General features: G+C 71.1%; 19 protein-coding genes. 9 read left to right on the top strand and 10 right to left on the bottom strand.

The annotated features are described in order from the left end of the window. Nucleotides 1-275 precede the first annotated feature (275 nt). Entirely contained in the window at nt 276-1,391 is a 1,116-nt protein-coding gene (gene aroB / locus AB0L91_RS00570) for a 3-dehydroquinate synthase (RefSeq protein WP_218717161.1), read from the top strand. A gap of 51 nt (nt 1,392-1,442) precedes the next feature. Here aroB and AB0L91_RS00575 read toward each other — a convergent pair whose 3' ends face one another. The 5 genes from AB0L91_RS00575 to alaS all read right to left on the bottom strand — a co-directional run bounded on the left by AB0L91_RS00575 (nt 1,443) and on the right by alaS (nt 7,859). Further along, nucleotides 1,443-1,895 (bottom strand): B-4DMT family transporter, encoded by a 453-nt coding sequence (locus AB0L91_RS00575; RefSeq protein ID WP_355281430.1) that lies wholly within the window; start codon nt 1,893-1,895, stop codon nt 1,443-1,445. A gap of 376 nt (nt 1,896-2,271) precedes the next feature. Continuing rightward, nucleotides 2,272-3,096 carry a shikimate dehydrogenase gene (locus tag AB0L91_RS00580; RefSeq protein ID WP_365006759.1) on the bottom strand — a complete coding sequence of 275 codons (825 nt, stop codon included), beginning with the start codon at nt 3,094-3,096 and terminating at the stop codon, nt 2,272-2,274. After that, a complete protein-coding gene (gene mltG, locus AB0L91_RS00585) occupies nt 3,089-4,636 on the bottom strand; it encodes an endolytic transglycosylase MltG (RefSeq protein ID WP_365006760.1) in 1,548 nt (515 codons plus the stop codon). The genes AB0L91_RS00580 and mltG overlap by 8 nt, the downstream gene beginning before the upstream one ends. Beyond that, nucleotides 4,633-5,196 carry a Holliday junction resolvase RuvX gene (ruvX, locus tag AB0L91_RS00590; RefSeq protein WP_355281438.1) on the bottom strand — a complete coding sequence of 188 codons (564 nt, stop codon included), beginning with the start codon at nt 5,194-5,196 and terminating at the stop codon, nt 4,633-4,635. The genes mltG and ruvX overlap by 4 nt, the downstream gene beginning before the upstream one ends. After that, on the bottom strand, nt 5,196-7,859 hold the full coding sequence (gene alaS, locus AB0L91_RS00595; RefSeq protein WP_355281441.1) for an alanine--tRNA ligase: 2,664 nt from the start codon (nt 7,857-7,859) through the stop codon (nt 5,196-5,198). Before alaS ends, ruvX begins: the two co-directional genes overlap by 1 nt. A gap of 71 nt (nt 7,860-7,930) precedes the next feature. On the opposite strand from alaS, the gene AB0L91_RS00600 reads away from it, so the two are divergent. Both AB0L91_RS00600 and AB0L91_RS00605 read left to right on the top strand, forming a co-directional pair. Further along, nucleotides 7,931-8,653, top strand: a complete 723-nt coding sequence (locus tag AB0L91_RS00600) for a WYL domain-containing protein (protein WP_365006761.1) — start codon at nt 7,931-7,933, stop codon at nt 8,651-8,653. A gap of 52 nt (nt 8,654-8,705) precedes the next feature. Continuing rightward, nucleotides 8,706-9,104: a nuclear transport factor 2 family protein gene (locus tag AB0L91_RS00605; RefSeq protein WP_365006762.1), complete on the top strand. Its 399-nt coding sequence runs from the start codon at nt 8,706-8,708 to the stop codon at nt 9,102-9,104. A 48-nt stretch (nt 9,105-9,152) separates the two neighbouring features. Here the strand turns inward: AB0L91_RS00605 and AB0L91_RS00610 are convergent, their stop codons facing one another. Beyond that, a complete protein-coding gene (locus tag AB0L91_RS00610) occupies nt 9,153-10,499 on the bottom strand; it encodes a replication-associated recombination protein A (RefSeq protein ID WP_357345039.1) in 1,347 nt (448 codons plus the stop codon). 116 nt (nt 10,500-10,615) lie between these two features. Between AB0L91_RS00610 and AB0L91_RS00615 the strand changes: the two genes are divergently transcribed. From AB0L91_RS00615 to AB0L91_RS00625, 3 genes are all read left to right on the top strand, one after another. Further along, the gene (locus AB0L91_RS00615) at nt 10,616-12,292 is read left to right on the top strand and encodes an alkaline phosphatase D family protein (protein WP_365006763.1); all 1,677 of its coding nucleotides are present in this window, start codon (nt 10,616-10,618) and stop codon (nt 12,290-12,292) included. 114 nt (nt 12,293-12,406) lie between these two features. Beyond that, entirely contained in the window at nt 12,407-12,760 is a 354-nt protein-coding gene (locus AB0L91_RS00620) for a YciI family protein (RefSeq protein WP_355281451.1), read from the top strand. Next, nucleotides 12,757-14,004 carry a sigma-70 family RNA polymerase sigma factor gene (locus AB0L91_RS00625; protein ID WP_365006764.1) on the top strand — a complete coding sequence of 416 codons (1,248 nt, stop codon included), beginning with the start codon at nt 12,757-12,759 and terminating at the stop codon, nt 14,002-14,004. Before AB0L91_RS00620 ends, AB0L91_RS00625 begins: the two co-directional genes overlap by 4 nt. 94 nt (nt 14,005-14,098) lie before the next feature. Here the strand turns inward: AB0L91_RS00625 and AB0L91_RS00630 are convergent, their stop codons facing one another. Continuing rightward, nucleotides 14,099-14,917, bottom strand: coding sequence for a siderophore-interacting protein (locus AB0L91_RS00630; RefSeq protein WP_365006765.1), 819 nt, complete (start codon nt 14,915-14,917; stop codon nt 14,099-14,101). Nucleotides 14,918-14,993: 76 nt separating this feature from the next. Beyond that, nucleotides 14,994-16,163 (bottom strand): kinase, encoded by a 1,170-nt coding sequence (locus AB0L91_RS00635; protein ID WP_355281459.1) that lies wholly within the window; start codon nt 16,161-16,163, stop codon nt 14,994-14,996. Between the two features lie 193 nt (nt 16,164-16,356). Between AB0L91_RS00635 and AB0L91_RS00640 the strand changes: the two genes are divergently transcribed. Further along, nucleotides 16,357-17,376, top strand: coding sequence for a hypothetical protein (locus tag AB0L91_RS00640; RefSeq protein WP_365006766.1), 1,020 nt, complete (start codon nt 16,357-16,359; stop codon nt 17,374-17,376). Nucleotides 17,377-17,385: 9 nt separating this feature from the next. Here AB0L91_RS00640 and AB0L91_RS00645 read toward each other — a convergent pair whose 3' ends face one another. Further along, nucleotides 17,386-18,354, bottom strand: a complete 969-nt coding sequence (locus AB0L91_RS00645) for a DUF389 domain-containing protein (RefSeq protein WP_365006767.1) — start codon at nt 18,352-18,354, stop codon at nt 17,386-17,388. Between the two features lie 75 nt (nt 18,355-18,429). Continuing rightward, nucleotides 18,430-20,247, bottom strand: a complete 1,818-nt coding sequence (gene aspS, locus AB0L91_RS00650) for an aspartate--tRNA ligase (protein WP_355281468.1) — start codon at nt 20,245-20,247, stop codon at nt 18,430-18,432. 183 nt (nt 20,248-20,430) lie between these two features. Between aspS and AB0L91_RS00655 the strand changes: the two genes are divergently transcribed. Together AB0L91_RS00655 and AB0L91_RS00660 are read left to right on the top strand one after the other, a co-directional pair. Further along, nucleotides 20,431-21,357, top strand: coding sequence for a neutral zinc metallopeptidase (locus AB0L91_RS00655; protein ID WP_355281471.1), 927 nt, complete (start codon nt 20,431-20,433; stop codon nt 21,355-21,357). Between the two features lie 53 nt (nt 21,358-21,410). After that, complete coding sequence (locus AB0L91_RS00660) at nt 21,411-21,899, top strand: hypothetical protein (RefSeq protein ID WP_357345026.1); 489 nt, start codon at nt 21,411-21,413, stop codon at nt 21,897-21,899. Nucleotides 21,900-21,946: the final 47 nt, after the last annotated feature.

The raw sequence follows: 21,946 nt of genomic DNA on the forward strand, positions 1-21,946 counted from the left end.
CGCATCCGCTCGGCGGGCGCGAACCGCGAGACCGACGCCAGGTCGACCCGCGCGCCCGGCGGGGAACCCGCGGCCCAGCCCGGTGCGACGTCACCGGATCGCCCGGCGGGCCAGCGCACCGGCACTCCGGCGCCGACCGGGCAGCGGTCCGGAGCGGGCCAGCCCGGCGACGCGGATCGCGCGACCGCCCAGGGCGAGCGCACCCGGCGCAACCGGCCGCGCCGACGCGGCGGCCGGCGCAAGACCAACGACCAGAAAGAATCGGAGCAGCGCACGTGACAGAGCCGACCACCATCCAGGTCCGCACCGCCGACCCGTACCCGGTGATCATCGGACGCGGGCTGCTCGGCGATCTCGTCGAGGCGGTCACCGCGGGCAACGCCGTGCGGACCGTGGCGATCTTCCATCAGCCGCCACTGGCCGAGACCGCCGAGGTCGTGCGGAAAGCGCTGGCCGACACCGGGATCGACGCGCACCGCATCGAGATCCCCGACGCCGAGGACGGCAAGGACCTGGCCGTGGCCGGGTTCTGCTGGGAGGTGCTCGGCCGGATCGGGCTGACCCGCAACGACGCCATCGTGAGCCTCGGCGGTGGCGCGGCCACCGACCTGGCCGGCTTCGTCGCCGCCACCTGGATGCGCGGGGTGCGCATCGTGCACGTGCCGACCACGCTGCTGGCGATGGTCGACGCCGCGGTCGGCGGCAAGACCGGCATCAACACCGAGGCGGGCAAGAACCTCGTCGGCAGCTTCCACGAGCCGAGCGCCGTGCTGGTCGACCTGGCCACCCTGGAGACGGTGCCGCGCAACGAGATCGTCGCGGGCATGGCCGAGATCATCAAGGCCGGTTTCATCGCCGACCCGGTGATCCTGGATCTCATCGAGGCCGACCCGGAGGCCGCGCTCGATCCCACCGGTGACGTGCTGCCGGAGCTGATCCGGCGCGCCATCCAGGTCAAGGCCGATGTCGTGGCGGCCGACCTCAAGGAGTCGAGCCTGCGCGAGATCCTCAACTACGGCCACACGCTGGGCCACGCCGTGGAGCGCCGCGAACGCTACCGGTGGCGCCACGGCGCCGCCGTCTCCGTCGGCCTGGTGTTCGCGGCCGAGCTGGGCAGGCTGGCCGGCCGTCTCGACGACGCCACCGCCGACCGGCACCGCACCATCCTGGAGAGCGTCGGACTACCGGTCAGCTACGACGGTGACGCGCTCCCGCAGCTGATGGACGCCATGCAGACCGACAAGAAGACCCGCTCGGGCGTGCTGCGGTTCGTGGTACTCGACGGGCTGGCCAAGCCGGGCAGGCTCGAGGGTCCGGATCCGTCGCTGCTGGCCGCGGCCTACTCGGCGATCGCGCGTGAGGCCTCCACCGGCGGCCCGATTCTGCTCTGACACGGCACTGTGCCCGGCGAGAGGTCCTCGCCGGGCACAGTATCGGTGGACTCAGACGACCGGCGCGAACTCCGGCTGGGTCTGGGGAGCGGTGGCGGTGGATTCGGGGGTGCGCCGTGCCCGTCGACGACCGAGGGCGACGCCCGCCATCGCCGGCAGGAACACCAGCAGCAGGATGAACGACGCCGCCGAGGTCAGCTCGAACAGCGCACCGGCTTCGCCGAGTTCGATGCCGGGCACCTGATCGAGGACCAGGCATACGGCCCCGCTCGCGAGGCCGGCGACGGCCCCGGCCGCCAGCCAGCGCACGGTGAGATCGGTGGCGGCGCCCGCCTGGCCGTCGCGCATTCCCCAGGCGACCACGACACCCACGATCACGGCGAGGCAGGCCACCCGCCAGATCGTGCCGTAGGTCGGCGCGAACGCCATCGCGACGGCGAGCAGCAACCGTAAGCCGACGACCAGCGCGCCCAGGACAGTGGCTCGTAACACCCAAGCGGTCATGAGCAACACCTTAACCGGAAAAAACTAGAACAGGTATCAATTCCACCGGATCGGGTGATTCCCGGAGGCGCCGGGACGGTTAGTTCGACGGCACCCAGAGGTCGTACCTGCCGCTGCCGTCGGTCCGCGCTTCACAACGCGCCCGATCACTCCACAGCGGCGCGTCCTTCAGACAACTCGCCAGCGAGACGTTGGATGCCGACGCCACGCAGGTGAACCCCCAGGACGGTTGCGGCGAGGCACAACCCCCTTGCGCCGAGGCGGGACCCCCGACAACTATCGCCGAGGCGACAACCGACAGCACCATGACCACGATTCGACCGAACACAGCCAATCCCTCCCCTAGATTGCGTTGGGCACCAGGGTAATACGACGCTCAGGCCGACGGAAGGGTCTCGTCGAGCGCGGCCGCCATCGCAGCGCGCGGTGCGGACTGCCCGGTGAACAGCTCGACCTGACCATAGGCCTGGTTGAGCAGCATCTGCAGACCGCTGACGACGGTGTGCCCGGCCGCGGCCACCGCCGCGGCCAGCGGGGTCGGCCACGGGTTGTAGATCGCGTCGAGCACCACCGGCGCCGCCGCCACCCGGTCCGCGACCGCGGCGGCCGCGTCCGCGGGAATGGTGCTGACCACCGCGCCCGCCGTCGCGCAGACGGTGGCGAGAGCGTCGGCCTCGAAGTCGATCGTGGAAAAAGCCAGACCCAGGCGTTCGGCGAGCTCCAGCGCGTCGCGGGCCCGTCCGGCATCGCGCGCGACCACCGTCACCGATTCCGCGCCGAGTTCCGACAGTGCCAGCAGGGCGGGCCGGGCGGTGCCGCCCGCGCCGAGCACCACGCCCTCGCGCACCCGGTCGACGCCGCCACCGCGCAGCGCGCCGAGCACGCCGTCCACATCGGTGCAGTCGGCCAGCCAGCCCGCCTCGGTGCGCACCAGGGTGTTGGCCGAGCCGACCAGGACCGCCCGGTCGGTGCGCGTGTCGGCGTGGGCGAGCGCGGCCTCCTTGCCCGGCATCGTCACCGAGAGCCCGACCCACTCCGGTCCGAGCCCGTCGACCAGACCCGGCAGCTGCTCGGCCGAGCACTCGACGCGCTCGTAGGACCAGTCCAGCCCGAGCGCCCGGTAGGCGGCCAGATGCAGCTGCGGCGACCGCGAGTGCGCGATCGGCTTGCCGAGCACCGCGGCCTTGCGTGGCTCAGCCACCGTAGGGCTTGGAGCTGTCGAGGATGCCGCTGCGCTGTGCCTGGGCGACCAAGCGCAGGTGTTCGGAGTAGCTCTCGGTGAACAGGGTGGTGCCCTCCTTGTCGACGGTGACGAAGTACAGCCACGCCCCCGGCTCCGGATTCTCCATGGCCCGCAACGCGTCCAGCGACGGGGCCGAGATCGGCGTGACGGGCAGGCCACGCATCGCGTAGGTGTTCCAGGCGGTTTCCCTGGCCCGGTCGGCGTTGGTGGTCGCCACCTCGGTGGTGTCCAGGGTGTAGTTGACCGTCGAGTCGAACTGCAGCATCTGGTCGGCCTTGAGCCGGTTCACGATCACCCTGGCCACTTTGCTCATGTCCTGTGGCTTCGCCTCGCGCTCCACCAGCGACGCGGACACCAAGGTCTGGTACGGCGTCAGGCCCGTGGTGGCGCCGGACTGCAGCAGCCCGGTCGACTCGTAGCGCTCCACGCTCGAGGTCACCAGCTGCCGCAGGATCTGCTGCGGGGTCCCGCTGGGATCGAAATCCCAGGTGCCCGCCGCGATCAGGCCCTCCAGCTGCCGGGACCGGTCCGGGGATTCCCGCACGCCCTTCATGGCCCAGTCGGGCACGCCGAGGGCGGCCAGGTCGGTGCTCGCGCCCGCCGCGTCGAGCTGCTCGTAGGTGACGCACTTCTGCTCGGCGCCGATGCAGCTGGCCTGGGCGACCTTGCGGTAGATGCCGTCGTAGCGGCCACCGGTGTTCGCGTCGTGCTTGTCGTGCAGCAGCCGTCCCTCGGAGACGGTGACGTTGCCGACGCGCGACTTCCCGCCCACCAGTGTGGAGACGGCGGTGGCCGCCGGGCTGTTCACCCCGATCGCGTAGTACCCGGGCTGCACGTTGTTCATCCCCGAATTGCGCACGGCCGCTTCGTAGAAGGCCTCCCGGCTGGCGACCACTCCGCGCTCGTGCATGGCGCCGGCGATCTGCGACGCGGTGTCACCGGGATGCACCTGGACCACGACGAGGGCACCGGGCGGACCGGCGAAGTCCTCGGCCGGGGCGAACCGGCTCATCAGCTTGTAGCCGGCGAAACCGGCCGCGGAGACGATGAGCACGGCCAGCAGGGCGCCGACCACCCAGAGGTTGCGGCGGCGCCGTTTGCGCTCGGCGGCCTTGCGCGAGGCGATCCGCGACCGCTTGCGGCCCGACGCCGCCTTGCCGCGGCCCCCTGGCTGCTTGTCGCGACCGGACGGCGGCTTCACGCGGCCACGATCGGACTCGGGCCGTCCACCCGCGGCGCGGCCCGCCGGGGCGGCCCGCTGACCGACCCGGCGCGGCGGAGCCACCGGCTCGGGTTCGGGCTCGTCGTCGTAGTGCTCGTCCTCGTAGCGCGGGATGACGTTGGTGTCGTCATCGTCGTCCCAGCCCGCGGGACCGGCCTGCTGCGGCTCCTCGCGCGCCTCCCGGGCGTCCAGACCCCAGTCGTCGCGGCGGGGATAGCGCCGATCAGCTTCCCGCGCCCGGTAGCGTTCCTCGGCCCTGGCCCATCGGTCGGTCATGCATCGTCTCCGACCACGCTCGCGTCTGCTGCGTCCTTCAACACCGAACTCCGCTCGTCCAACCATCCTTGCAGAATCGACACGGCTGCCGCCTGATCGATCACCTGCCGCTGGCCACGTGCGCGAACTCCGCTGTCGCGCAGCGCACGTGCAGCAGACACCGTAGTCAAACGTTCGTCGGAAAGGCGTATCGGAATCGGGTCGATCACCCGGCGCAACTCCCGGGCAAACCGACGCGCGATCCCCGCCGCCGTGCCGTTTTCACCGCGCAGGGTACGCGGCAGCCCGATGATCACCTCGACGGCTTCGTACTCCCGCACAATGTCGGCAATTCTCGCGATGTCGGCGGGCGGACCCGCCGCGCGCCCGCCGGACTTCGACGGCTTGGCGCGCGGCACGGTCTCCACCGGAGTGGCGAGGATTCCGTCGGGGTCGCTCGAGGCGACCCCGATCCGGACGCTGCCGACGTCGATCGCGATCCGGCGGCCCCGGCCGGGGTCGGTGGCCGGATCCGGTCGGTCGGCCGGTTCCTGGTCGGCTGGACCTGCGGTCGGTGGCATCAGCCGGCGAGTTCGGCCACCCGGGCACGGACCGCGGCCAGACCGGCCGGGATACCCGACGGATCCGAACCGGAGCCCTGCGCCATCTCCGGCTTGCCGCCACCGCGACCGGCGATGCTCGGGCCGAAGCTGGCCACCAGGTCACCCGCCTTGAAGCCGAGATCCTGGGCGGCCTTGTTGACCGACACCACGAACGGCGCCTTGCCGTCGGTGTTGCCGAGCAGCACGACCACCGCGGCGTCGCTGCCGAAGCGGCCGCGGATATCGGTGGCCAGGGTGCGCAGATCGCCCGCGGCGACGCCCTCGGGCGCGGCGGCCGCGACCAGAAGGACCGAGCCGATCCGCTCGGCCTGCTCGACGAACGTGCCCGCCGAGGACAGCACCGCGGCGATCTTGGTGCGCTCGAGTTCCTTCTCGGCCACCTTGAGCCGCTCCACGAGCTGCTCGACGCGACCGGGCACCTCGTCCGACGGCACCTTCAGCGAGGACGCGACACCGGCCAGCAGCGCGCGCTCCTTGGCCAGGTACTTGTAGGAGTCCAGGCCGACGAACGCCTCGACGCGGCGCACGCCGGAACCGACCGAGGACTCACCGAGCACGGTGATCGGGCCGATCTGCGAGGAGTGCTCGACGTGCGTGCCACCGCACAGCTCCATCGAGAACGGGCCGCCGATCTCCACGACGCGCACCTCGTCGCCGTAGTTCTCGCCGAAGAGGGCCATCGCGCCCATCTCCTTGGCCTTGGGCAGGTCGGTGACGAAGGTGTTCACCGGGAAGTCGGCGCCGACCGCGTCGTTGGAGACGGCCTCGATGTCGGCCTTCTGCTGCTCCGACAGCGCGCCCTGCCAGTTGAAGTCGAACCGCAGGTAGCCGGGCTTGTTCAGCGAACCGGCCTGCACCGCGTTGGGGCCGAGCACCTGGCGCAGCGCGGCGTGCACCATGTGCGTGCCGGAGTGGCCCTGGGTGGCGCCCCGGCGCCAGGCCGGATCGGCCTGCGCGAGCACGACATCGCCCTCGGTGATCTGGCCCTGCTCGACGGTGGCCTTGTGCACCCACAGCTTCTTGGCGATCTTCTGCACGTCGTTGATGCGCAGCTTCAGGCCCGAGGCGGTGATGGTGCCACGGTCGGCGATCTGACCGCCGGACTCGGCGTACATCGGGCTGCGGTCGAGGATGACCTCGACATCGGACCCGGCCTGCGCGGCGGGCACCCGCACGCCGTCGGCGATCAGGGCCAGCACGTTCGCCTCGGAGGTGAGCTCGTCGAAGCCGGTGAACTCGGTGGCGCCGCGGTCGACGAGTTCCTTGTAGACGGTCAGGTCGGCGTGCGCGTGCTTGCGGGCCTGGGCGTCGTCCTTGGCGCGCTTGCGCTGCTCGGCCATGAGCGAGCGGAAGCCCTCCTCGTCCACCGACAGGCCCGCCTCGGCGGCCATCTCGAGGGTGAGGTCGATCGGGAAGCCGTAGGTGTCGTGCAGCGCGAAGGCGTCCGACCCGGTGATCTGCTTGCCGCCCTTGGACTTCACCGCGGTCGCGGCGTTGTCGAAGAGGGTCTCGCCGGTGTTGAGGGTCTTCAGGAAGGCCGTCTCCTCGCCCACCGCGACGGTCTCGATCCGGCCGAAGTCGGTGGCCAGCTCCGGGTAGGAGGGCGACATCAGGTCGGAGACGACCTTCATCAGCTCGCCCATCACCGGCTTCTCGGCGCCGAGCAGGCGGGCCGAGCGCACGATGCGGCGCAGCAGGCGGCGCAGCACGTAGCCGCGGCCGTCGTTGCCGGGGTTCACTCCGTCGGCGATGAGCATCGCGGCGGTGCGAGCGTGGTCGGCGATGACGCGGAAGCGCACGTCGTCGGTGTGCTCGACGCCGTAGGAGCGGCCGGTGAGCTGCTCGGCCTTGTCGATGATCGGGCGCATCAGATCGGTCTCGTAGACGTTGTCCACGCCCTGGAGCAGGAACGCCACCCGCTCGACGCCCATGCCGGTGTCGATGTTCTGCTTGGGCAGCGGGCCGAGGATCTCGAAGTTGTCCTTGCCGATCCCGGCGCCGCGCTCGTTCTGCATGAACACGAGATTCCAGATCTCGATGTAGCGGTCCTCGTCGGCCTCGGGGCCGCCCTCGACGCCGTACTCGGGGCCGCGGTCGTAGTAGATCTCCGAGCACGGGCCACACGGGCCGGGGATGCCCATCGACCAGTAGTTGTCGGCCATGCCGCGACGCTGGATGCGGTCGGCGGGCACGCCCATCTCGAGCCACATCCGCTCGGCCTCGTCGTCGTCGAGGTAGACGGTGACCCACAGGCGCTCGGGGTCGAAGCCGTAACCGCCGTCGGCGACGCTGCTGGTGAGCAGCGTCCAGGCCAGGGTGATGGCCTCGCGCTTGAAGTAGTCGCCGAAGCTGAAGTTGCCCGCCATCTGGAAGAAGGTGTTGTGGCGGGTGGTGATGCCGACGTTCTCGATGTCGAGGGTGCGCACGCACTTCTGCACGCTGGTCGCGGTGGCGTACGGCGGGGTCTGCTGACCGAGGAAGTACGGCACGAACTGGACCATGCCTGCGTTGACGAACAGCAGGTTGGGGTCGGCCAGGATCAGCGAGGCACTGGGCACCTCGGTGTGTCCGGCACGGACGAAATGGTCCAGGAAACGCCGTCTAATCTCGTGGGTCTGCACAGCTGTCCAGCTTACCGCCTGCATTCCGCGGGTTTTGCGCCGGAGTCGGTGGTCTCGGCGACAATCCGGACGTGACCAAGACCGAGCGGCTCTACGCCCTCGCCGAAGAGCTGCGCGCCTACAGTCCGCGGCCGCGCACCGCACGTCAGCTGGCCGCCCGCTTCGAGGTGTCGATCCGCACGATCGAACGCGATCTGGCCGCACTGCAACAGTCCGGGCTGCCGATCCGGACGGTGCCCGGCCGCGCGGGCGGCTACGCCCTCGACCGGCACCGCACCCTGGCGCCGGTCAGCCTGACCGCGGCGGAGGCGACCGCGCTGGCCGTCGCACTGCCCCGGCTGGCGGGCACCCCGTTCGCGGCGGCCGCGCTGTCGGCGGTGCACAAGGTGGTGGCGGTGCTGCCCGAGCAGGACCGGCTGCGGGCGGCGGCGCTGGTCGACCGGGTGCGGTTCTTCCCGGTCGCGCCCGCGCCCGCCCTCGCCCCCGCGATGCTGGACGCCGTGGTCGGCCGACGGGTGCTGCGGCTCGACTACCTGGACCGTCTCGGGGTTCCCACCGAACGCGACGTCGAGCCGCTGGCCTTCGTGGCGGGCAGCGAGCACTGGTTCCTCTACGCCTGGTGCCGGATGCGCTCGGGGCTGCGCGGATTCCGGCTCGATCGGGTGGTGCGCGCGCGGATGCTCGACGACACGGCGCCCGACCGGGGCATCGACCTGTCGACCGTTCCAACCAGCGACGGACGGCTGATCGATGTGATGTCGATCACCGACACACCGTTGTCGCGGACGGACTGAAGTCTGGGGACACAGGCCGCCGCCGGGGCGGCCCTTCGCCAGGGAGCAGGCCATGACCACCACCGCATCGACCACCGCAGACCAGCTCGCCGCCCGCTGGACCGAGCTCTGGAACACCGACCCCGCCATTGCGCACGAGGTGCTCACCGACGACTTCCGGATTCGATTCGCCGCCCCCACCCGGGAATTCACCGACGCCCTGCGCGGCCCCACCGACCTGGCCGACTTCGTCACCGGGTTCCGGGCGCAGCGGCCGGACGTGCGCTTCGTGGTCGACTCGGCCGCGAGTGCGGAACTCGATGCCGAGGGCTCCGGGACCTTCGCGGTCCGGTGGCATTCCGAACGGTCGGGGAACCCCGAGCACGGCGGTATCGATCTGATGGAGGCCGTCGCGGGCAGGTTGCACCGGATCTGGTCGGTCGGCGGGACGGCACTGTTCGCCGTCGACTGAGTCGGCGACGCACGCTGGACCGCCACTGGCCCGCTCTTCGCGGTCGGACTAGCTCCCGCGGACGATGCGGCGCAGCTTGGTGACCCGCGGACCGACTTCGCGCTCGAAGCCGTGATCGGTCGGCTCGTAGTAGTCGGTGCCGACCAGATCGTCGGGCGGGTACTGCTGCGCGAGCACACCGTCACGGGCGTCGTGCGGGAACTTGTAGCCCTGCGCGTTGCCGAGCGCGGCGGCCCCGGCGTAGTGGCCGTCGCGCAGATGCGGGGGCACCGCACCCGCTTTGCCCGCGGCGATATCGGCCATGGCCGCGCCCAGCGCCGAGGTCACCGCGCCGGACTTCGGCGCGGTGGCCAGATGGATGGTGGCCTGGGCCAGGGCCAGTTTCGCCTCGGGCAGGCCGACCAGTTGCACCACCTGGGCGGCGGCCGTGGCGGTCTGCAGGGCCATCGGATCGGCCATCCCGATGTCCTCGCTGGCGTGGATCATCAGGCGGCGGGCGATGAAACGGGGGTCCTCGCCCGCGGTGAGCATGCGCGCCAGGTAGTGCAGGGCGGCATCGACATCGGAGCCGCGGATGGACTTGATGAAGGCGCTGATCACGTCGTAGTGCTGATCGCCCGCGCGGTCGTAGCGGACGGCGGCCTTGTCGACGCTGGCCTCCACCAGCGCCACGTCGACGACGCCGTCGAGCGACGATTCGGCCGAGGCCTCCAGCGCGGTCAGCGCGCGGCGCGCGTCGCCGCCCGCGATCCGGACGAGGTGCTCGAGCGCGTCCTCGGCGACGGTGTACTGCCCGTCGAGCCCGCGCGGGTCGGCGATCGCGCGGTCGAGGACCTGGCGGATGTCGTCGGGGGTGAGCGACTGCAACTGCAGCACCAGCGACCGCGACAGCAGCGGCGACACCACCGAGAACGACGGGTTCTCGGTGGTCGCGCCGACGAGCAGCACGATCCGGTTCTCGACCGCGGCCAGCAGCGCGTCCTGCTGGGTCTTGGAGAAGCGGTGCACCTCGTCGATGAACAGGACGGTCTGTTCGCCCACCGTCAGCCTGCGCCGCGCCACGTCGATGACGGCGCGGACCTCTTTGACGCCCGCGGACAGCGCCGACAGCGCCTCGAAGCGGCGACCGGTGGCCTGGGACAACAGCGAGGCCAGGGTGGTCTTGCCGGTGCCCGGCGGGCCGTAGAGCAGGACCGAGGCCGCGCCGGAGCCCTCGACCAGGCGGCGCAGCGGTGAGCCCGGCCCGAGCAGGTGCTGCTGGCCGATCACCTCGTCGAGCGACAACGGCCGCATCCGGACCGCCAGTGGCGCACCGGAGTCGCGCCGGATCACCGCGTCGAGACCGTGCTCGGGCGCGGCGGGTTCTCCGGGCACGTCGAACAGGCTCTCGCTCACGTCTGGCAGGGTACCGAGGCGGTCGGACAGGTCCGCGGCGGCGGAGGCGACCCGACGCGGAATTGAACGATTGACCAACTTTACGAACAGGACTTGCGCGTCACCCCGTCGGTGGGATGAGATCGCTCCTCGTGGTCGAAAACAACGGCGTCATCACCTCCGCGACAGGGCAGTTCGCCCGGCGCACCCTGTTCAAAGGCGGGACGGCGGCGGCCGCGGTGGTGGTACTGAGTACCGCGACGGCGCACGCGGCGGGCGCGGTGTTCCGCCACGGCGTCGCCTCCGGCGACCCGCTGCCCGGCGCGGTGATCCTGTGGACCCGGGTCAGCGTCGCCGAGGACGCGGTCCCCGGCTCCGGCCTCGGCGCCCCCGCGACCGTCCGTTGGGAGATCTCCGCGCACGAGTCCTTCGCCGGTCTCGCCGCCTCGGGCACCGTGACCGCGACCGCCGACGCCGACCACACCGTCAAGGTCGACGCGACCGGCCTGGCACCGGCCACCGACTACTACTACCGCTTCACCGCCCTCGGCGAGACCTCGCCGGTCGGCCGCACCCGCACCGCGCCCGCGGCCGACAGCGAGGTCGACCGCCTGCGCCTCGGCCTGGTCTCCTGCTCCAACTGGGAAGCAGGCTGGTTCGGGTCCTACCGGCACCTGGCCGCCCGCACCGACCTCGACGCGGTCGTGCACCTGGGTGACTACATCTACGAGTACGCGCGCGGCAAGTACACCGGCCGCAACGGCGCGGTGCGCGCCCACGATCCGGTGAACGAGATCGTCAGCCTGGCCGACTACCGGACCCGGCACGGCCAGTACAAGACCGACCCCGATCTGCTGGCGCTGCACGCGTCGGTGCCGTTCATCTGCACCTGGGACGACCACGAGTCGGCCGACAACTCCTGGCGCGAGGGCTCGGAGAACCACGATCCCGCCGTGCACGGTCCGTGGAGCGCCCGCCGGGCCGCCTCCGCGCAGGCCTACCTGGAGTGGATGCCGGTGCGCGCCGCCCGTACCGGCACCGAGGTGCAGATCTATCGCCGGCTGCGGTTCGGCACCCTGGCCGAGCTGTCGATGCTGGATCTGCGCAGCTACCGCGACCACGAGGCGGGCCCCGGCGCCGGCTGGCGGCAGGCCGACGACCCGGCCCGCACCATCACCGGCCGCGCCCAGATGGACTGGCTGACCGCGGGTCTGAGCTCCTCACCCGCGCAATGGAAGCTGATCGGCAACTCGGTGATGATCGCGCCGCTGGTGTTCCCGCCGCTCGAACCCGCCACCACCCAGGCGATCACCGAGGCGATCGGCGTGCCGCAGGGCGGCCTGACCGTCAACGGCGACCAGTGGGACGGCTACACCGCCGACCGGCGCACCCTGTTCCGCACCATCGCCGACAACACCGTGGGCGACGTCGTGTTCCTCACCGGCGACATCCACACCTCCTGGGCCGCGGACCTGCCGCTCGACGCCGCGAACTACCCGGGCGGGCCGACCGTGGGCGCGGAGTTCGTCGTCCCCTCGGTCACCTCGTCCAGCGTCGGCGACATGCTGAAGGTGCCGAACCGGACCGTCTCGGTGCCCGCCGAGGAGGCCATCAAGGCGGCCAACCATCACCTGCGCTACACCGAGCTCGACTCGCACGGCTTCGGCGTGCTCGAGGTGACCCCGACGCAGACGCAGATGGACTGGTTCTACGTCCTCGATGTCACCGACCCCGCGACCGGGCTGCGGCACGGCGCCTCGTTCGCGGTGCCCGCGGGCGGGCGGCTGGAACCCCGGGCCACTCCGGTGCACTGACCCGGAAATCGGCGCAGAATTCTTCGGACAGGCTGTCGATCGCGGCCTCGGTCGCTCGTCGGGTGAGTACGGCTACCCGACGAGCGGGCAGCCCGGATCCGAAGGAGCACCGTCATGAGCCAGTACCTGGTCCTGATCTACGGCGACGAAGCCACCTACGCCGCCATGTCCCCCGCCGAACTCGGTGACATGCTGACCGCGCACCGCGCCTTCCAGCAGCTCGCCGGCGACGCCAACCTCGGCGGCAACGCGCTGCAGCCCACCGTCACCGCCACCTCGATCCGCCACGACGCCGGCGGCGAGGTCGTCATCACCGACGGCCCCTTCGCCGAGGCGAAGGAAGCGCTCGGCGGCTACTACCTGATCGAGGCGCCGGATCTGGACGCCGCCATCGCGATCGCCGCGCAGGTGCCCGCGCCGACCGGTGGTGTCGAAGTGCGCCCGCTCCAGGTCTTCCCGCAGCCGTGACCACGACGGCGGCCGCGGCCGTCGAGCAGGCGCACCGTCGCGAGTGGGCCTTCGTGCTCGCCGCGACGGTGCGGCTGGTCCGTGATTTCGACCTGGCCGAGGAATGTGTCCAGGACGCCTACGCGACGGCCCTGACCGCCTGGGCGAGCGACGGCGTTCCGGCCAGGCCCGGCGCCTGGCTGACCACGGTCGCCCGGCGCCGCGGCCTCGACCTGCTGCGCCGCGAGGGCACCTTCCGCCGGGCACTGCCCGAGCTGGTCGTCGACGAACCGGCCGACGACACCGCCGACCTCGCCCTGGCCGCCCTCGACGACGCCATGATCCCCGACGACCGGCTCCGGCTGATCAGCACCTGCTGCCACCCGGCGCTCGCGCCGCAGGCCCAGATCGCGTTGACGCTGCGGCTGGTCTGCGGCGTCACCACCGCCGAGGTGGCGCGCGCGTTCCTGGTCAGCGAGTCGACCATGGCCGCGCGGATCACCAGGGCCAAGAAGAAGATCGCCGTCGCGGGCATCCCGTACCGGGTGCCGTCGGTGCGGGAGCTGCCCCAGCGCCTCGACGCGATCTGCGCGGTCATCCACCTGCTGTTCACCACCGGCCACACCGCGCCTGCGGGCGACCGCCTGGTGCGTGCCGATCTCGTCGAACGCGCACTGCAACTCGCGCGGATGATGCGCGCGCTGGTCCCCGACGACCCGTCGGTCACCGGGCTGCTGGCGCTGATCCTGCTCACCGACGCCCGCCGCGCCGCCCGGGTCGACGCGGCGGGCGAGCTGCGCACACTCGAATACCAGGACCGCGCCCGCTGGGATCGCGCGGCGATCACCGAGGGCATCGCGCTGGTGAAACAGGCACTGCCGCACGTGGATCGGTACACGGTGCAGGCCGCGATCGCCGCCGTGCACGACGAAGCACCCAGCTGGGCCGAGACCGACTGGGCCGAGATCATCGGCCTGTACCGGCTGTTGCTGCGGGTGTGGCCGTCACCGGTCGCCCGGCTCAACTACGCGATCGCCGTCGGCCTCGGCGGCGACCCGGAGCGGGCACTCGCGCTGCTGGGACCGCTCGGCGCGGAGCCCGCCCTGGCGACCTACGGCTACCTCGACGCGGCGCGAGCGGCCTTCCTGGCCGAGGTGGGCCGGGTCGACGAGGCGGTCGCCGCCTACGAAGCCGCGCTGCTGCTCACCGACAACACAGTCGAGCGCACGCACCTCCGTGGCAAGCTGGCCGCACTGATCACCTGAGTGAAGTCGCGGGCCCCGGCGGTGCGCCGCGACCGGAGCGCGCCCAAGGCCACCGCGCAGCCGACGGCTGACGCCGCGGGTGACCGCGCGCGGATCAGGCGCCCTCGGCCGCCAGCGCGCGCTTCCACTCGCGGAAACCTTCCTCGGTGCGGCCGCGCCGCCAGTACCCCGAGATCGACAGCCATTTCGGCGCCACCCCGCGCTCCTTGCGCAGGTAGGGACGCAACTGCCGCATGACGGACTCCGCCTCGCCGTGCACGAACGCCTGGACCTGGCCGGGCAGCCATTCGGCCGCGCGCACCGCCGCCACCAGCGGCGCGTGCTCCCCGGCGAGGTCGTCGGGGATCCGGTCCGAGGACACGCCGCGGTGCACCCAGTGCAGGCGCAGGTCGGCGGGCGAGGTGAGCGCGATCTCGTCCTCCGGGCCGCCCACCTCGACGAACACCTGCGCCGGCGCGCCCGCGGGCAGCGCCTCGAGCGCGGCGGCGATGGCGGGCAACGCCGACTCGTCGCCGGCGAACAGGTACCACTCGGCCGCCGGATCGGGCGCGAACGCACCGCCGGGGCCGTTCAGCCGGAACCGCGCGCCCGGCTCGACCGAGCGCGCCCACGGACCCGCGATGCCCTCGTCGCCGTGCACCACGAAGTCGATGCTGATCTCGTTGCGCGCGGGATCGAAGGATCGCACGGTGTAGGTGCGCAGCACCGGCTGGCTCTCCGGGCCCAGCGTCGCACGCACGGTGTCGAGATCGAACGGCTCCGGGTACTCGACCCCGGGCGGCGGGAAGATCAGCTTCACGTAGGCGTCGGTGAAGACGTTCGGGGTGAATCCGTCGGCGGTGCCGACGACCCGCACCAGGTGCGGGGTCAACCACTGCTTGCGGACGACGGTGACGGTAACCGGTTTCGGCACTGCTGCTCCCAACTCCTCGGACCCTCGCCGACGGTACTCCCGTCGGCGAGGGAAGTGGGGAGCCTGCGCCGCGCGGCTACTCCGACCAGCGCTCTTCCAGCATCGCCGACACCTGCTCGGCGAAATCGCCGACCGCGTCGTCGCCGGTGACCCGCGCGTCCTCGGCCAGCGCCGACCAGCGATTGATCAGCGCCTCCGAACGCGGCACGGACAGGCCGTGTTCGCGCGCGGTGGCGATGCGGGTGTGATCGGCGGGCAGGAACCAGTACGTCGACAGCCACACCCAGATCAGCCGGGCCTCGAGGATCCGCTCGGCGAGCACGGTGTCGTCGGCCAGCGACGGCCACACACCGACCACGGCCGAGCGCCAGGCCTCGACCATCTCCCTGGCACGGCTGCGCGAGAGCTCGAAATCGCACAGGCACCCCGGGAACGAGACCAGCGCGTAGGCGATGTCGAGGGTGGCGTCGCGGAAGCCGCCCCACTCGTAGTCGAGGAAGCGGGCGCCCTCGTCGTTCATGATCACGTTGTCGGGGCACAGATCCGACGGGCTGAACGCGCGGTAGCGGCCACCGGTGAACAGGCGATTGCCGTGCACGATCCGCTCGGCGATCTCCCCCGGCACCTCGATGCCCAGTTCGGTCTCGAGCAGACCCGGCACATCGGCGATCGCGGCGTGGGCCTGCTGGGCGATCCCGTCGACGCGATGCACCGAGTCGACCCGGCGCATCAGCGCGACGAAGTCGGGCTCGCGACCCACGGTCGCGGCGTGCATCCGGCCCAGTGCCTGCGCGAACGCCATCAGCGCGTTGCGGGTGCCCGGCTCGGCGCGGGTCTGCAGCACCGAGGTGAGCAGCGCGTTGTCGCCCAGATCGGAGAGCACCAGCAGCCGGTCGGGCACGCTGTGCGCGATCAGGTAGGCGCCGGGGCGCTGTTCGCGGCTGAGCGCGGTGGTGAACTGGTAGGACACCGCCTCGCGCAGGAATGCCGCGTCGATGCTGGCGACTCCGGGCGCCAAGCCACCGGTGCGGCGGTCCTGTGCGGAACCGCGCACCTGCTTCACGATCAGCGTGCGCGGCAACGAAAATGCGTTCTCCGCAACACGCACGCGTAGGACTGTCGTCCTACCACTGCCGCTGAGCTCCATCGGATCGCTCAGCTTCACCGGAGCACCCATTCGCTTTGTGAGCAACTGTTGTGCTGCGGACACGACGTCGGCGGCGCGTTCGGCCAATAGTGCGGTCATCGCCTCTCAAGCTACTCGTACCTGGTCACTTCTAGCGAGCGGTTACACAACCTTTCCGCGTCGCTCGGCGTGTTGGCACCGTGGTTGCGCGAGTGTCACTGTTCGCTTGACACACCCGACTGTCGTCGGGTTTTCTCATCGTCAACTGCAGTGCGCCACACCGCAAACCGGTTGAGTCGAAAGGTCTACCACAGTGACCGACACGCCGTACGCCGCATCGAGCGATTCACCCGGTGGGCCACCGGTTCCCGGAGGTGGCGGACAGTTCGCCGATGGCACGGGCAGGCACGAGGCGCCGGGGCGGGCCGGTGCGGCGGGCCCCGGGCCGAGCAGGCACGGAATGGCCGGTGGCGCAGGCTATCCGCAATTCGAGGGTCCCGGCGCCGCGCAGTACGGCGAGGAGCCGCTCGAGCCTGCACCGCCGATTGCCGGACCGCCCCCCAGCGCACCGCAGTACGGGCCGGCGGGCACCGGACCCGGTTACCCCGCCCCCCAGGCGAAACCCGACAATCCCGGGTATGCCACCGCACCCGCACCCGGCGTGTCGGCCACCGGCGGCGGGCAGACGCCGGGTTACTACCATTCGGGAGCACAGGCCCTCGATGTCGGCCGCTCGCTGAGCTACGGCTGGGACCGTTTCCGCGCCAATCCCGGGCCGTGGCTCGGGGTCACCGCGGTGGGCGTGCTCATCTATCTCGCCTTCCTCGCGATCGTCCAGATCTTCGAGCCGACATCGCTGTTCACCGTGCTGTTCCTGTTCCTGGTGGTCCTGGTCGCGCTGTGGCTGCTGCAGGCGGTGATGATCCGTGGCGCGCTGTACGAAACGGACGGATATCCACCGGCTTTCGGATCGTTCTTCCGATTCGTGAACGCGGGCAATGTCTTGTTGACGGCCCTGCTGGCCTTCGCCGCCACCCTGCTCGCCGCGTCGCTGTGCCTGTTGCCCGGCCTGATCGTCGGATTCCTGTGCATGTTCTCCCTGCACTTCGTGATCGATCAGGACTACGGTCCGCTGGAAGCGATCAAGGCGAGCGCGCAGCTGGTGCTGGCCAATCTGTGGGCCGCGCTGCTGCTGGCCCTCACGGTCACCCTGGTGACCGTCGTCGGCGCGGCGGCGTGCGGGCTCGGCCTGTTCATCGCCGGCCCGGTCTGCGCGATCGCGGTGACCTACGCGTACCGCATGCTCACCGCGGGACCGGTCGCCAGGATCTGAGCCGGGAGCTCAGTGCCGCAGCGGGGTGCTCATCCCGATGGCCCGTTTGAATCGTTCGAACGGGCCGGGATCGTCCCCCGCGCGCGGCCGCAACTCGAGCACCAGCACACCGGCGACGACGATGCCCACCAGATTCACCGCGAGCTGACCGGCCGACTCGAACGCGCGATGCCACTGCCCGATGGTGGCGGCCACCACCGCGTACCCGGCGGCGGGCACCGTGGTGACCGAGATGAACACCCCGATCAGCGCCGCCGACTTGGCCGTCACCAGCGACAGCATGCCCGCCGCGCCGGCGAGCACGGCCACGACCAGGGAGAACGGCCCGACCTCGTAGATGAAGTCCACGTCGTGCGCGTCGATGACCCCCTCGGTGGTCACCCAGCCCAGCCGCTCCCACAGCAGGGTCGCGAACAGCGTGATCACCATCGCCACCGGGAAGGCCACGGCCAGCGCGATGACCGAGCGCCGGGCCAGCCGCCAGTTGCGGCGCACCAGGGCCACCGACAGCGCGGCCAGCGGCCCGAACTCCGGACCCACCACCATTGCGCCGACGATGGTGACCGGCGAGTTGGTCGCCACACCGATGGAGGCCAGCAGGCAGGCGATGGTCAGGAACGCGACGAAGGTCGCGTTGAGCGAGGACTCCTCGTGCGTTTCCTTGAGCAGTTGCTCCCAGACCACGGCATCGCTCGGATCGCCGGGCGCGGCGCGCACCGCCCGGTCGGCCGCGTCGGACAGCACTGCTTCGACGGGACCGAGCGTGATGCCGCCGGTCTGCTCGATCCCGAGTGCCTTGACGTCGGCGAGGACCTTGTTGGCGGCCTCGCGCGCCACGTCGGCCTGCACGAGATCACCGTGCGGGTCGACGGCGATCCCGCGCGCGACCGTCAGATGGGTGACGCCCGCGTCGGCTTCCAGCGCCCGCACGAGCGCGTCGGTCTGCTCGGGCGGACTGATCACTCGCAGATGCAGCACCGGTGGCCCTTCTGATCAATGCCGCCACGACGGCGGGGAACTGACCAGAAGGTACCGGGCTACCCTCGGTGACCGCTATTTCTCGGAGGCAACGGCTTTCGGCGCGTCGGCGGCGGCCTTGGCCTCGCCCTTGACCTCCGGCTTGGCGTCGATGCCCGCCTCCTTGCGCTGCTGCGCGGTGATCGGCGCGGGCGCGTCGGTGAGCGGGTCGACGCCGCCACCGGTCTTCGGGAAGGCGATCACCTCGCGGATCGAGTCCTCACCGGCCAGCAGCGCGGTGATGCGATCCCAGCCGAAGGCGATACCGCCGTGCGGCGGGGCGCCGTAGGCGAAGGCGTCGAGCAGGAAGCCGAACTTCTCCTGCGCCTCGTCGTGGCCGATGCCCATCACCTTGAACACGCGTTCCTGCACGTCGCGGCGGTGGATACGGATGGAACCGCCACCGATCTCGTTGCCGTTGCAGACGATGTCGTAGGCGTAGGCCAGCGCCGCGCCCGGGTCGGTGTCGAAGGTATCGATCGACTCCGGCTTGGGCGAGGTGAAGGCGTGGTGCACGGCGGTCCAGGCCGAGTAGCCCAGGGCCACGTCACCGCTGGCGGTGGCGTCGGCGGTCGGCTCGAACATCGGCGCGTCGACGATCCAGACGAAGGCCCAGGCGTTCGGGTCGATGAGGTCGCACTTGCGGGCGATCTCGCCGCGCGCGGCGCCCAGCAGCGCCCGGCTCGACTTGGTGGTGCCCGCCGCGAAGAACACGCAGTCGCCCGGCTCGGCGCCGACCTGCTTGGCCAGCCCGTCGCGCTCGGCGTCGGTCAGGTTCTTGGCGACCGGGCCGCCCAGGGTGCCGTCTTCGTTGATCAGGATGTAGGCCAGCCCCTTGGCGCCGCGCTGCTTGGCCCACTCCTGCCAGGCGTCGAGCTGACGCCGCGGCTGGCTCGCGCCGCCGGGCATCACGACCGCGCCGACGTACTCGGACTGGAACACCCGGAACGGGGTGTCCTTGAAGTAGTCGGTGAGCTCGGTGATCTCGACCCCGAAGCGCAGGTCCGGCTTGTCCGAGCCGAAGCGGCGCATCGCCTCGGCGTAGGTCATGTGCGGGATCGGGGTGGTGATGTCGTGGCCGACCAGCTTCCACAGCGCGACCAGGATGTCCTCGGCCAGCAGGATCACGTCCTCCTGGCGCACGAAGCTCATCTCGATGTCGAGCTGGGTGAACTCGGGCTGACGGTCGGCGCGGAAGTCCTCGTCGCGGTAGCAGCGCGCGATCTGGAAGTAGCGCTCGATGCCGCCGACCATGAGCAGCTGCTTGAACAGCTGCGGGCTCTGCGGCAGGGCGTAGAAGCTGCCCGGCTGCAGGCGCGCGGGCACCAGGAAGTCGCGGGCGCCCTCGGGCGTCGAGCGGGTCAGCGTGGGGGTCTCCACCTCGATGAACTCGTGGCTGGCCAGCACCTCGCGGGCGGCGGCGTTGACCTTGGAGCGCAGCCGGATGGCGTGCCCGGGGCCCTCGCGGCGCAGGTCGAGGTAGCGGTACTTGAGGCGGGCCTCGTCGCCGGGCGTCTCGTCGAGCTGGAACGGCAGCGGCGCGCTCTCGTTGAGCACGACCAGCTCCTTGGCGTCGACCTCGATCTGCCCGGTCGGCAGCTCCGGGTTCTCGTTGCCGTCGGGGCGCTGCTCCACCACACCGGTGACCTGCACGCAGTATTCCGCGCGGAGCTTGTGGGCCTGCTCGGCCGCCTCGCCCTCGCGGAAGACCACCTGCGAGACACCCGAGGCGTCGCGCAGATCGATGAAGGTCACACCACCGTGGTCACGACGCCGGGCCACCCAGCCGGTGAGGGTGACGGTCTGACCGGCGTGCTCGCTTCGCAGCGAACCAGCCAAGTGGGTGCGCAGCACGGTATTCCTTTCGACAGACTTCGTACGGACTCCCCGCCATCGTAGTGAGACACGATCCCCGAGAGGAAACCGATATCTCGGTCGCCGTGTCAAGCTTGTGACGCGTGCCCGCCGGCCGTGGGTCTTCCGGCGGTGAATCGTGCTGCAGGACAGCTGGAACACCGAGCGAAGGCGAGTACCGCGATGACCTTCAACGAAGGTATGGAGATCGATCCCGGCCGGGCCTCGTCCGGTGGCGGCCCCGGCATGGGCGGCAAGCTCGCCATCGGCGGCGGCGCGGGCGGTCTCATCCTGCTGGTGATCACGCTGCTCCTGGGCGGCGACCCCGGCTCGGTGCTCGGCAACTTCACCGGCGCGCAGGACACCCAGCAGAGCCAGCCGGGCACCGCGGGCACCCCGTCACACTGCAAGACCGGCGCCGACGCGAACAAGTACGTCGACTGCCGGGTGGTCGCGACCGCGCAGAGCCTGGACGGGGTCTGGTCGCAGGAGCTGCCCAGGCAGACCGGCAAGCGCTACATCGAGCCGAAGCTGGTGCTGTTCTCCGGCGCGGTGTCGACCGGCTGCGGCAACGCCACCAGCGACGTCGGCCCGTTCTACTGCCCGGCCGATCAGACCGCCTACTTCGACACCGCCTTCTTCCAGGAGCTCACCGACCGCTTCGGCGCCAGCGCGGGACCGCTGGCCCAGGAGTACGTGGTGGCCCACGAGGTCGGTCACCACATCCAGAACCAGCTCGGCGACATCGGCCGTGCTCAGCGCGACCCGCAGGGCGCCCAGTCCGGCGCGGTCCGCACCGAGCTGCAGGCCGACTGCTACGCCGGGATCTGGGCCCACTACGCGGACAAGCAGCCCGCGCCGGGCAGCAGCCAGCCGTTCCTGAAGCCGCTGTCGGACAACGACATCCGCGACGCGCTCTCGGCGGCCAACGCCGTCGGCGACGACCGGATCCAGCGCGCGGCCGGGCGCGGCGTCAACCCGGAGTCGTGGACGCACGGATCGTCCGAGCAGCGCCAGAAGTGGTTCCTCACCGGGTACAAGACCGGATCGGTCAAGTCGTGCGACACCTATTCCGCCGGTGACCTCAACAACCCGACCGGGCTACGCTGACCCCGAACGAGATACCGCCACATCGTCTTTCGAGGGGAAATATGCGCCTGACCATGACCGGACTGCTCGTCTGCGCGCTCGCACTGCCCGGTGCGAGCGCCGTCGCCCAGGCCGAGCCGGCGCCGCTACCGCTGGTCAGCGTGACCTCGATTCCGGACGGCTGGTCCCAGCGCACCGATCTGCGGCCGGTGCTGCAGGTCTTCGCCGACGGGAAGGCCGTGCACTCGCCCGACGCGGTGAGCAAGGACCGCAAGCCCGAGACCGCCGCCAAGCGGGTCGACGGCACCGTGCCCGAGGACGTGCTCGCGGCGGCGCGCGAGGAGATCACCGCGCTGCGCGAGGTCGATTTCGGGATCCCGGCCGGTGAGGGCAAGGGCACGACGATCATCGATCTGATGCCGGCCGACGTCGAGGGCGAGACCCACCTCGTCGTCTACTCCCCCGATTCGTCCGACGGCCTCAACGACGAGCAGAAGGCCGCACGCAAGCGCTTCACCGACCTGTCCAAGAAGCTGATCGACGCCTTCAAGGAAAAGCGCTGAGCTGAGACCGAACGACAGTGCCCCCGGCCGAAGCCGGGGGCACTGTC

The organism is Nocardia sp. NPDC051833 (genome assembly GCF_040681225.1).
Lineage (GTDB): Bacteria > Actinomycetota > Actinomycetes > Mycobacteriales > Mycobacteriaceae > Nocardia.

Coding starts and splice junctions, on each gene's coding strand:
- mltG (WP_365006760.1), bottom strand. CDS start 4,636: ATGACCGACCGATGGGCCAGGGCCGAGGAACGCTACCGGGCGCGGGAA.
- ruvX (WP_355281438.1), bottom strand. CDS start 5,196: ATGCCACCGACCGCAGGTCCAGCCGACCAGGAACCGGCCGACCGACCG.
- AB0L91_RS00575 (WP_355281430.1), bottom strand. CDS start 1,895: ATGACCGCTTGGGTGTTACGAGCCACTGTCCTGGGCGCGCTGGTCGTC.
- AB0L91_RS00660 (WP_357345026.1), top strand. CDS start 21,411: ATGACCGGACTGCTCGTCTGCGCGCTCGCACTGCCCGGTGCGAGCGCC.
- AB0L91_RS00605 (WP_365006762.1), top strand. CDS start 8,706: ATGACCACCACCGCATCGACCACCGCAGACCAGCTCGCCGCCCGCTGG.
- AB0L91_RS00635 (WP_355281459.1), bottom strand. CDS start 16,163: ATGACCGCACTATTGGCCGAACGCGCCGCCGACGTCGTGTCCGCAGCA.
- AB0L91_RS00615 (WP_365006763.1), top strand. CDS start 10,616: ATGAGATCGCTCCTCGTGGTCGAAAACAACGGCGTCATCACCTCCGCG.
- AB0L91_RS00655 (WP_355281471.1), top strand. CDS start 20,431: ATGACCTTCAACGAAGGTATGGAGATCGATCCCGGCCGGGCCTCGTCC.
- AB0L91_RS00620 (WP_355281451.1), top strand. CDS start 12,407: ATGAGCCAGTACCTGGTCCTGATCTACGGCGACGAAGCCACCTACGCC.